General features: G+C 31.7%; 11 protein-coding genes. 2 read left to right on the top strand and 9 right to left on the bottom strand.

Going from position 1 to position 13,115, the window contains the following annotated elements; translation table 11 throughout:
- Nucleotides 1–131: 131 nt before the first annotated feature.
- From BMX42_RS08390 to meaB, 7 genes are all read right to left on the bottom strand, one after another.
- The gene (locus BMX42_RS08390) at nucleotides 132–884 is read right to left on the bottom strand and encodes a hypothetical protein (protein WP_091312211.1); all 753 of its coding nucleotides are present in this window, start codon (nucleotides 882–884) and stop codon (nucleotides 132–134) included.
- Nucleotides 885–1,064: 180 nt separating this feature from the next.
- A complete protein-coding gene (locus BMX42_RS08395) occupies nucleotides 1,065–1,316 on the bottom strand; it encodes a hypothetical protein (RefSeq protein ID WP_143055619.1) in 252 nt (83 codons plus the stop codon).
- A complete protein-coding gene (locus BMX42_RS08400; RefSeq protein ID WP_091312217.1) occupies nucleotides 1,300–1,719 on the bottom strand; it encodes a hypothetical protein in 420 nt (139 codons plus the stop codon). Before BMX42_RS08400 ends, BMX42_RS08395 begins: the two co-directional genes overlap by 17 nt.
- Nucleotides 1,720–1,790: 71 nt before the next feature.
- Nucleotides 1,791–3,179 (bottom strand): gluzincin family metallopeptidase, encoded by a 1,389-nt coding sequence (locus tag BMX42_RS08405; protein WP_091312221.1) that lies wholly within the window; start codon nucleotides 3,177–3,179, stop codon nucleotides 1,791–1,793.
- Between the two features lie 147 nt (nucleotides 3,180–3,326).
- Nucleotides 3,327–4,934, bottom strand: coding sequence for a YncE family protein (locus BMX42_RS08410; RefSeq protein WP_091312225.1), 1,608 nt, complete (start codon nucleotides 4,932–4,934; stop codon nucleotides 3,327–3,329).
- A 125-nt stretch (nucleotides 4,935–5,059) separates the two neighbouring features.
- Complete coding sequence (locus BMX42_RS08415) at nucleotides 5,060–5,485, bottom strand: DUF1801 domain-containing protein (RefSeq protein WP_091312229.1); 426 nt, start codon at nucleotides 5,483–5,485, stop codon at nucleotides 5,060–5,062.
- 43 nt (nucleotides 5,486–5,528) lie between these two features.
- The gene (gene meaB, locus BMX42_RS08420; protein WP_091312231.1) at nucleotides 5,529–6,614 is read right to left on the bottom strand and encodes a methylmalonyl Co-A mutase-associated GTPase MeaB; all 1,086 of its coding nucleotides are present in this window, start codon (nucleotides 6,612–6,614) and stop codon (nucleotides 5,529–5,531) included.
- A 185-nt stretch (nucleotides 6,615–6,799) separates the two neighbouring features.
- On the opposite strand from meaB, the gene BMX42_RS08425 reads away from it, so the two are divergent.
- A complete protein-coding gene (locus BMX42_RS08425; protein WP_091312235.1) occupies nucleotides 6,800–7,174 on the top strand; it encodes a GxxExxY protein in 375 nt (124 codons plus the stop codon).
- 214 nt (nucleotides 7,175–7,388) lie between these two features.
- A complete protein-coding gene (locus BMX42_RS08430; RefSeq protein ID WP_091312238.1) occupies nucleotides 7,389–8,792 on the top strand; it encodes an FAD-binding oxidoreductase in 1,404 nt (467 codons plus the stop codon).
- Between the two features lie 253 nt (nucleotides 8,793–9,045).
- On the opposite strand, the gene BMX42_RS08435 is transcribed toward BMX42_RS08430, so the two are convergent.
- Both BMX42_RS08435 and secA read right to left on the bottom strand, forming a co-directional pair.
- Nucleotides 9,046–9,435 (bottom strand): hypothetical protein, encoded by a 390-nt coding sequence (locus tag BMX42_RS08435; RefSeq protein ID WP_091312241.1) that lies wholly within the window; start codon nucleotides 9,433–9,435, stop codon nucleotides 9,046–9,048.
- A 307-nt stretch (nucleotides 9,436–9,742) separates the two neighbouring features.
- The gene (secA, locus tag BMX42_RS08445; protein WP_091312247.1) at nucleotides 9,743–13,102 is read right to left on the bottom strand and encodes a preprotein translocase subunit SecA; all 3,360 of its coding nucleotides are present in this window, start codon (nucleotides 13,100–13,102) and stop codon (nucleotides 9,743–9,745) included.
- Between the last annotated feature and the right edge of the window lie 13 nt (nucleotides 13,103–13,115).

The following is a 13,115-nucleotide window of genomic DNA, read 5'->3' on the forward strand; positions in this document are numbered from 1 at the left end:
TTGGTGTACTCAATAAATTAGTTCCCTCCAATATACAAAACGTCCTAAAAACTTTAAATACTGAAAATAAAAATTTTTGGATTTTTTGTGGTACAGATTGTAAATTGGTACTGCCGAATTTTAGTTAAGTTTTAAACTCCTTCTTGCTTAAAATTGCTGTCATGCCTTGTTTTTATTTCAACAATTACCCCGACATAGTAATGCCAGTCATCTATAAAATCATTAATAGAATTTCCTTCACTTTTATCTATCTCCATATCTTTTTCGTATAACTGTGACATAACTTCATCGACATAAATATCGAGATCAAGGTCATGATGATTTGCTAAGGCTTTTAAATTTATTGTCCAACTTTCATATCTCTTTTTTATAAAGTTTTTGAAATTTGACTCATCACCTTTGTGAAAATATTTTTTTGCCTCTTCAATACAGGCAAAATAAGATATTTGAAGATGTGACTTACCAGTTATCTCGTCTTCCAAAAGAAAGTATTCAAGATTTCTCTGTAAATCGTCAATAACTAATTGCTTGGCTGGATTAATTCCTTTGAGTTCAATTGGAAAAAGGGCAGGGTAATTTAAATTTTTTCCCATTTTGGGATTATAAACGGCTACATCAATTCGTCCTTTTCTTGAACTATTATGTCTTTTAGAAGTTTCCCATTTTAATGTCATATTTGGAACACATGCTGAAGCAAAATCCTCTGTTGAATCTTCCAATTTCACAATGTATTTGTCAAGTATTTTTAAATCAGAGAATTGTTTTGCAACCAATACTGTCAAAAGATATTCTGGTTTTATTTCTGTAAAGTCACCATTCTTAAAAAAGAATGATGTATTACAGGCGTCTCTAAGACCGCTGAATATTAAATTACGATTTTCCATAAAATAAGGTATAACGTTTCTAGTTATATGTGAAATGTTGTTTACTGCTCAAACATACAATAAAATCCTACAAAATAAAAATCTTCAAAATAGAAGTTTTAGGATTTTTTTTGAAACGGATTACAAATCCGCGTTATCTAGTTTATGGAATTGTTGCTATCGTGTTAAACCGTGTTATAACTAGTTTGGTTCTATTTCGGTTAACATTTGACTTTGCCATAGGAATTTTATTTTCGACTTATAAAGCCCGAAAGCTGTATTCCAAATCCCCTTCTGTTTTAAAGTTAACCCATAATTTGGTGTCGATTCTGGTGAATAACCACTTTTTATGGCTTCAAATTTTTGTCTTGCGGTTGATTTTCGGGAAAGAACTTTATGAAAAATTCTATCATCCATATAACATAATGATGGAATGCTATTTATTAATTCCATTTCTTTTCTTTTCAATTCGCCCATGTTCTCTATTTACAACTCCAGGAAGCATACAAACTAACACATAATTGTAAATGTAGTGTCCAGCAAGGTTTTTTGCAAGAATGTGATCAATATGATAATCTTCTGGAATTTTATCTATGAATCTTAAAAATAATTTTCGGTAATCTTTATAATTTGGATTTACATAAATGTAAAATATGTCTTTTTCATCATATAATACAAATGCGTTTTTAATGTTAACTCTTCCAATTTTGTAGGATTTAAAATGCATTGCATTAGAAATTTCAAATATATTATTTCCTCCGATAACTGTTTGTTGTGGAGTTCGACTACTATAAATTTTTCCAATTCCACGTAAAGAATCTTCCGCTATTAATTTTTCAGGTTCTAATTTATGCATGTGTTTAGAAATTGGTGTATTTGGTGTGCGGTTATTTCAATTTTATTAAGTTCTTAATAGTACTAGTGTTTCTATTTTACTACTTTAAATACATTTTCTTTTGCGTTTTCAGAAAGTATATATTTTTCCTCAAATTTTTTAAATTCAGTTTCTTTAACGCCACTTTTTAGTAGGGAACTTTTAAAGAAATCGTAATCTGTTTTTACTAATTTTTCTGAGTTTAAAATGGTTCTTAGCCAGTTCCAAACTTTTTCTTTTCCAACTTCTTTTTCTAAAGCTGTAATTAGTAAGGGAACATAATTGTATCTATAGGTGTTATCAATTTCACTATTCTTGATAGTTGAAAGTGGTTTAATCGTATACTCTTTAGTGCTTTTTAAGTAGTTGTCTATTTTCTTTTGATAATTTTCTTCTCCTAAAACTTCTTTCACGGTTTGAAGTGCTAAATATTCGGTTAAGCCTTCAAGAAAAACCCATCGTAATTCTGAATTTGGAACCATCACTGTTCCAAAATAGTAATGTCCGAGTTCGTGAGAAAAATATTCAATATTAGAAGTGTTTTTTAGAACATTTGTATTGGGTTTGAAATAACTTTTTACGTTATATTCTTCATGCCCAATGATGGCAATAGTAGGATAGGTTACAAACATCCAAGCATTGTTTTTAGAAATAGGTGTGGTGTATAAATACGTTACTGGATTTCCGTAGGGAATTTTGAGTTTACTTTCATAAAAGCTTATGATTTTATCGGTCCAATTTGCTAAAACAGTTTCTTGTTCTGAATTTAAGTCGGTATTGATAAAATAGGTTTTTTTGTTTTTTGTAAAATCGAATAAACCCGCAAAAAGCATCATAGTAATGGGTTTTTCTGATTTGAAATTCGCTACATTTCCACGGATTGGCTCTGAACCATTTAAGTAAATACTTTTACAGTCGATGCAATTAATTGTAATATCATAAGTGATATTATTGATTTCCACATCGTTTTCAATATCATATAAAATTGGATACCAAACAGATTGTTCGGTTGCTCTTATACTTTCGCTGTTAAATGCTATGTTTCCTTTCCAATCGCCAGTATTACTACTTTTTAAAGTATCATTTATAACTGGAAATTTACCTACATAATTGATTTTAAATTTATTCGGCAAAAATTTGCTTTTATTGTCATTTGCTGGGAAATAGTATTGAAATGCTTCGCTTTTTATACCGTTATTATATTCTTTTTTAAATCCGTAATTAGCATTGTCCTCTGCATTTCTGAAATATTTGATGTTTAACCCTGTATTTAAAAAAATGCTGTAGTTTTTTAGACTTGGTAAATTGGAATATTCTAAATCGCTTTCTATAGTTCCGTTAAGAATTGAAACTTTTACTTCACCTGTTAGATGTGGAATTTGGGCGAATAATATTTGAAGATTGGCAATGAATAAGATGATTGAGATTTTTGATTTTTTCATGTTTTTTTGAAGCGTTTTTTTTTGAAGATTAGATACGTTGTATCTTTTTTCAAATATATAAAAAATCTTACAAAATAAAAATCCTGAAAACAGAAGTTTCAGGATTTTTAGGTTTTTAGACGGAGCAAGTTGTCCCCATTATATGGTTTAATTAATTTTCATTCTGAAAATATAAGAATAGGATGGTGAGCCGTCATTTGGATCGTAGGTTTTATTTGTAAAGATGGTGTTTTCATCTGTAAAATAAATATCGGAATCATGATATTCATTCGATCCGAAATTTGGATAAGTTATGATGGTATTCATCGTATTGTAATCGTATATTTTGTATAAATCTGAAATATATTGGTTTGAAGGGCTACAAGCATGGATATGAATGTCATTAAACTGGCGAATAACATTTAGGTTGGTGTCTAGTTGGAATTCGTCCCAAAAAATGTGGTTACCATTATCTGAAATTGTTACGACAGGATACGGATAGGAAACACCACTTGGAAATTCTGGATATTGAGGTAAGGTTAAATATGTTCCTGTTCCGATATTTGAAGAATTAAGTTTGTAAAGACGCCCGCTTGAATTGGCATTACCATAATACAGGTTGTCGTTTGAACTGTTATAACGCATTTCGCCAAGATTAAAACCGTTAAAAGATTCTGTGTAGCTTCCGTTTGTAGCATTAATCATTTGAAAACGTTCATTGTCATTATAAACGTTGGCATACAAAAGATTGTTATTACCAGCTTCTATATTATTAAAACCATTGCCACTTGTATGTGTAGCTATACCATTATAAGAATAGTTATTCAGGTTAACTTTTGTTATGAAATCTACATGACGTTGGGTTAAATACATATATTGCCCATCAGGTACCACGGATATATCTGTAAATCTTTTTGTTGTAAGTATATGATTTTCTATAGTGAACGTGTCGGTATTGATAATTATTATTCCGTATTTATCTGCCTCTTCCGATAAGTCTTTTGGTGAACAAATAGCATATAGTTTGTTTCTTATTGGATCTTTTACCATTTTTTTGATGTAGTAGGGAATGCTAAGAAAATCGCCTGTTATCTTTGTTACGATATTACTCCCTAACGTTTCATATTGCCAATTAGGATTGCTCGTTTTGACTACAATTTGGTATGGAATTTCTTCGGTTGCGAAATGAGGTTGCGTATAGTCGAATTGCAGTGTATTGATATCTGTAATTTCTGCTAATGGTTGACTGTTATTACGATATACTAGATAAGATACAAAATCACTACCTTCATATTTAGTCCAGTTTAACCTCATAAACCTTCCTAGTTGTGGCGTAGCTTCTAATTTGATAATATTAGAAATCACAATGGTGTCTTTTTGTAGTAATTCTGGGTTGTTTACAAGATAGACTTCAAAGGAAATGGTATGCAAACCTTTACTTAAAGATGTAGTAAGCGTACTTTCAAAATTACCATTAGGATGACCAGCGTATAATTCGCCATCTATGTCGCTAATCCACTTTACTATAAGATCGTCAGGAGAAACACCTAAGTCTCCAGTTAAACCTATTTTTGCTTTGAGATTTTTTTGATTTGTTGGTATATCGTATACTCCATAATCCCCATAGTTATGAAAAGAATAGTCTCTGTCTTTTAGTGGAAGAACGATACCAACATTTATATTTTGTTGCACTTGTTGTACTGTCGGTCCGTCATCTTCAGGATTACATCCGACAGTTATTAACAGTACTAATATGAAGTAGAAATAAGCTTTCATAGGCTAAGTGATTTTTTCAAAAGTTGGACAAATTTACTTTATAACTTATTTATTTCCTAATGTTTGTTTTTATTGGAAATACTATAGATTATTAGAGTAGTGGATAAGAGTAAGATGTTTTATTATTAGTTTGGCAATTCAAATCGGTATTGTATGGCTTCTTTAAGGACGTCGATATCGATATCTTTAAGGTTCTTAAATTTAATGCAATAGCCAGTTACGCTTGCTTTGCCAATTTTATCGCCATAGGTTTTGGCTAAAAAGGTTTTATCCTCAATACCCATAATATATACAGAGATTCCGGTTGTGTTGGCGCTTAAACCAATTCGATAAAACTCTTTGGTTTTACCATCAGCATAGGTTATGGTGTAGGTTCCATATCCGATATTCGGATTAGAAACTATTTTTCCTTCACTGTCTGTGCCATCCAAAAACCATAATTTACAAGCTGGATTAAGTTCCAGAACGATGAGATGCAACACTAGCAAGTCATTACGTTTCGATTCTGGTTGACTAGAAATATACGATTGAATTTGTTCTTGAATGTCCATGTTTCTTATATGTTTTTATGAGGAAAAAATTTGTGTAGTAACTCTAAACCTTCTTAAACACATCCAACAGAAACTGTGCACCCGTAAAAGGAGAAATTTCATGATTCAAAACTTGTTGTTTTACGAGTTCTAATTGTTTGATTATTTCAGGATGGTTGTAAAAACTACTTTTCAATTGTTCATTGATGGTTTCTAACATCCAATATTGGTTTTGTTCTTCACGTTTTTCGTTAAAATAACCAGAAGTTGTGGTTAATGTAATATATTCGGTAATTAAATCGTACACATCGGCAATTCCGTCTGTGGTTACGGCACTACAAGTGGTCACTTTCGGTTGCCAACCAGAGCTTTTCGGAGGGAAAAAATGCAAGGCTCGATTGAATTCTACTTTTGCCATTTTGGCTTTTTGTATGTTGTCGCCATCCGCTTTGTTAATCACTACAGCATCCGCCATTTCCATGATTCCGCGTTTAATACCTTGTAATTCATCGCCAGCTCCCGCAATTTTTAATAGTAAAAAGAAATCCACCATGCTGTGAACTGCAGTTTCACTTTGTCCGACACCAACGGTTTCAATAATAATTGTATCAAATCCGCACGCTTCGCATAAAATAATTGCTTCACGCGTTTTTCTCGCCACACCGCCTAAACTTTCGCCAGAAGCACTTGGTCTAATAAAAGCATTTTCATCTTTTACCAATTCTTCCATTCGGGTTTTATCGCCTAAAATACTTCCGTGACTCAGCGTACTACTTGGATCGATAGCCAAAACAGCTACTTTCTTACCTAAACCTGTTAAATGTTTTCCGAAAGCTTCAATAAACGTACTTTTTCCAACGCCAGGCACACCAGTAATTCCAATTCGTACCGATTTATTCGCATAAGGCAAACAACCATTGATAACTTCGTTCGCCTTTTCTAAATGTTTGATATTCGTACTTTCAATTAAAGTGATGGCACGACTCAAAGCGACTTTATCGCCAGATATAATTTTTTCAATCAATTCAGCAGCAGAAATTTCTTTCTTTCTAAATTCTTGAATATGCTTAGCCACCTGAGAACTTAGTATTTCAGGTTTATTTACTCCGTCTTTTTCGGAAAGTGCAGATATTTTATTAATTTTACTCAATTAAATTGCTTTGTGTAAAAGTAAGAATTTTTTTTCAGAAGCCAAATCCTGCTATCCGCTATATCTTTTCTTTTTGCTGTTCCAAAAAAACATCAAAAACAAAAGGATGCCGCTACTATCAGGGCTAGGGTAAACGTTTTCAAAACAAAATAAATTTAAGCCACGAATTCACTAATTAAAAGTAAATGTCAAATATAATTTACAAATCTGAAAGTTATAAATTAATGGGTATCATGTTTGATATTCATTCAAATTTAGGTAAAGGTTTTTCTGAAATTGTTTATAAAGATGCAATTGAATACGAATTAGAAAAATCTTTGATTTTTTTCGAAAGAGAAAAAGAATATAGTGTTAAGTATAAAGATATATATTTGAAGCATAAATTTTATGCTGATTTTGTATTATTTGATAAAATCATTTTAGAAGTAAAATGTTGTAGCAATATTTCTGATTCACATATTGCTCAAACAATGAATTATTTAAAAGTTTCAAATAATAAATTAGCAATAATTGTAAATTTCAATAACAATTCTTTAGAATACAAAAGAATTGTTTTGTAAAATTAGAAAAATTCGAAATTTGCAAAACAAATAATACTAATAATTATCAAAAAATATTTTTAAAAATTTTTGCCACGAATTAACGAATTTAAATTGTCAAAAATTTGTGAAATTTGTTCATCGAAGATGAAAAATTAAATATTACCAGTTTAAAAAAGAAAATTCGTGAATTCGTGGCAAAAAAAAACAAATTCACTAAAAATTAAAAATAACAATGAATTTCAATAAAGAAGCCTTTCAAAAACTAACCGCTATTGTAGGCGAAAATTATATTTTTACCGATGCAGAAACCTTAATGCATTTCGGACACGATGAAACAGAAGATTTATCTTTTCCTCCGCAAGTTGTAATAAAACCTGCTAATGCTCAAGAAATTTCCGAAATTTTAAAAATCTCGAATCAATATAAAATCCCAACTACACCAATTGGTGCAAGAACGGGTTTGAGTGGCGGCGCTTTGTCCATTTATGGTGGAATTGGTTTGTCGTTAGAACGTTTGAATAAAATCTTAGAAATAGACGAAAATAATTTACAAGTTGTTGTAGAACCAGCCGTTATCACACAAGTTTTACGTGAAGCAGTTGCCGAAAAAGGTTTGTTTTATCCTGTCGACCCAAGTAGTATGGGAAGTTGCTGGATTGGTGGTAATGTTGCTGAAAATTCTGGTGGTGCTCGTGCTGTTAAATATGGTGTAACGAAAGATTATGTGTTGAATTTAGAAGTAGTTTTACCAACTGGCGATATCATTTGGACAGGAGCAAACACCTTAAAAAACTCTACAGGATATAATTTAACGCAATTGATGGTGGGAAGTGAAGGAACTTTAGGTGTTATAACTAAAATTGTTTTAAAGTTAATTCCGCAAAATAAACATAACGTGTTGTTATTAGTGCCATTTTATAAAGCAGAGCAAGCTTGTGAAGCCGTTTCAGCTATTTTTAGAGCCGGAATTGTACCAAGTGCTTTGGAATTTATGGAACGTGATGCGATTGACTGGGCAATAAAATTTTTAGATGGAATTTCTGTTGATATTAGACCTGATCATCAAGCGCATTTGTTAATTGAAGTGGATGGAAATTATCCTGATGTTTTAATGATCGAAGCCGAAAAAATATTGGGTGTCGTGGAGCAATTTGAAATCGATGAGGTTTTATTTGCTGATACAGATGAACAAAAAAATGCCCTTTGGAAAATGCGTAGAGGAGTAGCGGAAGCTGTGAAATCAAATTCAATTTATAAAGAAGAAGATACGGTTGTGCCTCGTTACGAATTGCCAACTTTATTAAAAGGAATAAAAGATATTGGAAATAAATACGGATTTCAATCGGTTTGTTACGGACACGCTGGTGATGGAAACTTACACGTGAACATCATTAAAGGCCATATGAAAAACGACAATTGGCAAATTGAAGTCCCAAAAGGCATTAGAGAAATTTTTGAATTGACAGTTTCTTTAAAAGGAACTTTATCTGGTGAACACGGAATTGGTTTGGTACAAAAAAACTATATGGATATTGCTTTTAGCAAAGTGCATTTAGAATTATTAGAACGCATTAAAGCGATTTTCGATCCAAATAATATTTTAAATCCTGGGAAGATTTTTCCTGATGAGTTGTAGATTTAAATTTTAAACATATAAGTCATATAAGTTTAAAACGCATAGGAACATAGTTTGGATTGTGGGTAAAGTTGCTCCGCTCGAAATAGTTCACATAAGTTATGCGCTTAGTTTGTCATGCTGAAAGCATCTCACGCAATCTACTTTATTAATCTTTTCATACTGAACTCATTTCAGTATCTCATTAACAAATAAGTCATATAAGTTTAGTAGTTAAAGCTTATATGACTTATATGTTTAAAAAAGTTTGATTTTATTTCTTCAAGTATTCTAACAAAACTGGATCGGCATTTTTAAATGTGTTGTCCATTTCTGAAAGTGTGGCAATACGTTTTTTGTTTAGTTTGATTAAGATGTCTTTTTCTGTAGTAAATAAAATCACTGTCAAAAACGGATTGTTAATGTATTGACTTAAAATCATTACTACATCTTCAATAGGTTTTATTTCTACAACTTCTTCCGATAAATGTCTGAAAGTCACATTGAATTTCAATACGTCATTATCAACAATCGTACGGAAATAAATATTCGTTAATTCTGTTTTTCCAATAGTTTTACCTAAGGTTAATTTGGCAAATGTTCCGTTGGCTAAACTTGTTTTTAGTGCTTCAAATATGGCGTGAATGGGTTCTAAGTAAATCATTTTAATTTTTTTGTAAAAGTACTAAAAGTATACAAATAAAAAGTCCTCAATTATTGCTAATTCAGGACGGATTATTTAATCTCTTTTCGGATTGTTTTTCTTATCTCTTTTTTCTTCTTTTTTCTCTTTTGGAGTTTTTAAAGGTTCTTTTTTGGCAACCTTTTTTGCGTCTTGACTTTTAGCCATGATGTGTTGTTTTATAATTACTTCGCATTATTTGTTTAGTAAAGATAGACTTTTAAAACAAAAAATCCCTAATTATTTCTAATTAAGGATTTTGTACTTCAACTTTGATTAGTATGAAGTTTTATTCATTTACGATTACAAATTCACCAGATGCTAATAAAGCTTCTGCTTTTTTGTATTTCATCGTTTCGCTTTTTCCATTCATTACGTTTTTAATAGTCACGTTATCGTTTCTATTAATTTTTGGTTGGTCGCGAGTAATTGTTTCAGTTACAGCAGGTCGTTGTTGAGCATTATTACCAGCTTCTCTGTTTGTTTCAGCTAATTCATCAGAATTTAATACATCGTCTTTAGATTCTGTATAATTTGTTTTTTTAGCTTCTTCACGCGCTTCATGAATATCGTTTGCGTTTTGTCTTGGTAATTCACCTTTAAATAAGAATGAAATAACATCTTTATTCACTTGTTCAATCATTGCTTTAAATAATTTAAACGCTTCGAACTTGTAAATTAATAAAGGATCTTTTTGTTCGTGAACAGCTAATTGAACTGATTGTTTCATTTCATCCATTTTACGTAAATGTTTCTTCCAAGATTCATCTACAATGGCTAAAGTGATATTTTTTTCGAAGTCAGTAATTAACGCTTTTCCTTCTGTTTCGTAAGCTTTAGTTAAATTAGTAACTACGTTTAATGTTTTAATTCCGTCTGAAAAAGGCACTACAATTCTTTCAAATTGACCGTTGTTATTTTCGTAAACATCTTTAATAATTGGATACGCTTCTTTGGCGTCACGAATTACTTTTTCTTCGTAATAGGCGTAAGCCGCTTTGTAAACTTGAGCAACAATTTGTTGTTGATTTAATTTCGCGAATTCTGCTTCCGTAACAGGAGAACTAATTGAAAAAGTTCTAATTAATTGGAATTCGAAGTTTTTGAAATCGTTTACAATTTTGTTGTTTTCTACAATTACTTCGCAAGTATCATAAATCATGTTTACGATATCTACTTTCAATCTTTCACCTTGTAAAGCGTGACGACGACGTTTGTAAACGACTTCACGTTGTGAATTCATTACATCATCATATTCTAATAAACGTTTACGAGTTCCAAAGTTGTTTTCTTCTACTTTTTTCTGAGCACGTTCGATAGATTTTGTCATCATAGAATGCTGAATCACTTCACCTTCTTTTAATCCCATTCTGTCCATAACTTTTGCGACTCTTTCTGAACCAAATAAACGCATTAAGTTATCTTCCAATGAAACATAGAATTGTGAGCTACCAACATCTCCTTGACGACCAGCACGACCACGTAACTGACGGTCAACACGACGAGAATCGTGACGTTCTGTACCGATGATTGCTAATCCACCAGCCGCTTTTACTTCTGGAGATAATTTAATATCCGTTCCACGACCAGCCATATTCGTTGCAATTGTTACGACACCTGGTTTACCAGCTTCGGCAACAATTTCAGCTTCGCTTTTATGCATTTTAGCATTCAATACATTATGATTGATACCACGCATTTTAAGCATTCTACTTAATAGTTCTGAAATTTCTACAGAAGTTGTACCAATTAATACTGGTCTTCCTGCATTTGAAAGTTCTACAACATCTTCAATTACTGCATTGAATTTTTCACGTACCGAACGGTAAATTAAATCTTCTTTGTCAATACGAGACATGGCTTTATTTGTTGGGATTTCAACAACGTCTAATTTATAGATTTCATTGAATTCTCCTTCTTCTGTAATTGCTGTTCCCGTCATACCAGCTAATTTGCTGTACATACGGAAATAGTTTTGTAAAGTAACTGTCGCAAATGTTTGAGTAGCTGCTTCAATTTTTACATTTTCTTTTGCCTCAATCGCTTGGTGTAACCCGTCAGAATAACGACGGCCATCCATAATACGACCTGTTGACTCATCAACAATCATTACTTTGTTGTCCATGATTACATATTCTGTATCTTTTTCAAATACGGCATATGCTTTTAATAATTGCGTAAGCGTGTGAATTCTTTCTGATTTCACAGAGAATTCTCTGTATAAATCTTCTTTTAATTCTGCTTCCGCATCTTTATCTAAATTTTGTTTTTCAATGGCTGAAATTCCAGTAGAAATATCTGGTAAAACGAAGAATGTTTCATCTGTATCTTGCGATAAGTATTTAATTCCGTTATCAGTTAATTCTACTTGGTTGTTTTTTTCTTCGATAACAAAGTATAACGCCTCATCAACTTTTGGCATTTCTCTATTATTGTCTTGCATGTGTGCGTTTTCCGTTTTTTGAAGAATTTGTTTTACACCTTCTTCAGATAAAAACTTAATTAATGCTTTGTTTTTTGGATAAGCACGGTAAGTTCTTAATAATTGGAAACCACCATCTTTAGTATTTCCTTCTTTTAATAAACGTTTTGCTTCCGTTAAACAATCTGTTGCAATTCTTTTTTGTAAGTTGAATAAGTTTTCAACTTTTGGTTTTAATTCTAAAAATTCATGTCTGTCACCATCTTCAACTGGTCCAGAAATAATTAATGGTGTTCTGGCATCATCAACTAATACTGAATCGACCTCATCGACAATTGCGAAGTTATGTTTTCTTTGGACTAAATCTTCTGGAGAATTCGCCATATTATCACGTAAATAATCGAAACCAAATTCGTTATTTGTACCGTAAGTAATATCAGCGTTATATGCTTTTCTTCTTGCTTCTGTGTTAGGTTGGTGGTTGTCAATACAATCAACAGTTAAACCATGAAATTCAAATAAAGGAGCTTTCCAAGTACTATCACGCTTTGCTAAGTAGTCATTCACGGTTACTAAGTGTACTCCGTTTCCTGTTAGTGCGTTTAAGTAAAGTGCTAAAGTTGCTACTAATGTTTTTCCTTCTCCCGTTTGCATTTCGGCAATTTTACCTTGATGTAAAACGATTCCACCCATTAACTGAACATCGTAGTGAATCATGTCCCATGTAATTGGTTTACCAGCAGCATCCCAAGAATTTGCCCAGTTTACTTCATCACCAACAAGTGTTATATAAGGTCTGTCTGCAGAAAGTTCTCTGTCTTTTGCAGTTGCAGTAACTGTAATAGAAGTATTTTCTTTAAAACGACGAGCGGTTTCTCTTAATACAGCAAAAGCTTCAGGTAAAATTTCGTTTAATGTTTTTTCAGAAATTTCGTAAGCTTCTTTTTCTAATTTGTCAATTTCTGAGTAGATATTTTCTCTTGCATCAACATCAACAGTGTTTTCTGCTTCAGTTTTTAAGGCTTCAATTTTGTTGTCTTTTTCAGCACGAGCTTGATTGATTTTATCTTTAAAGAAAGCTGTTTTTGCTCTCAATTCGTCGTGTGAAATTGATTTTAAAGCTTCTTGATAAGAATTGATTTTATTAACAATAGGCTGAATGGCTTTGATGTCATTGGCAGATTTATCACCTACAAATACTTTTAATATCGAATTTATAATACTCATAATATGTTTTTTA

The organism is Flavobacterium terrigena, assembly GCF_900108955.1.
Classification (GTDB): domain Bacteria; phylum Bacteroidota; class Bacteroidia; order Flavobacteriales; family Flavobacteriaceae; genus Flavobacterium; species Flavobacterium terrigena.

Coding starts and splice junctions, on each gene's coding strand:
- BMX42_RS08390 (WP_091312211.1), bottom strand. CDS start 884: ATGGAAAATCGTAATTTAATATTCAGCGGTCTTAGAGACGCCTGTAAT.
- BMX42_RS08395 (WP_143055619.1), bottom strand. CDS start 1,316: ATGGAATTAATAAATAGCATTCCATCATTATGTTATATGGATGATAGA.
- BMX42_RS08400 (WP_091312217.1), bottom strand. CDS start 1,719: ATGCATAAATTAGAACCTGAAAAATTAATAGCGGAAGATTCTTTACGT.
- BMX42_RS08405 (WP_091312221.1), bottom strand. CDS start 3,179: ATGAAAAAATCAAAAATCTCAATCATCTTATTCATTGCCAATCTTCAA.
- BMX42_RS08410 (WP_091312225.1), bottom strand. CDS start 4,934: ATGAAAGCTTATTTCTACTTCATATTAGTACTGTTAATAACTGTCGGA.
- BMX42_RS08415 (WP_091312229.1), bottom strand. CDS start 5,485: ATGGACATTCAAGAACAAATTCAATCGTATATTTCTAGTCAACCAGAA.
- BMX42_RS08425 (WP_091312235.1), top strand. CDS start 6,800: ATGTCAAATATAATTTACAAATCTGAAAGTTATAAATTAATGGGTATC.
- BMX42_RS08430 (WP_091312238.1), top strand. CDS start 7,389: ATGAATTTCAATAAAGAAGCCTTTCAAAAACTAACCGCTATTGTAGGC.
- BMX42_RS08435 (WP_091312241.1), bottom strand. CDS start 9,435: ATGATTTACTTAGAACCCATTCACGCCATATTTGAAGCACTAAAAACA.
- secA (WP_091312247.1), bottom strand. CDS start 13,102: ATGAGTATTATAAATTCGATATTAAAAGTATTTGTAGGTGATAAATCT.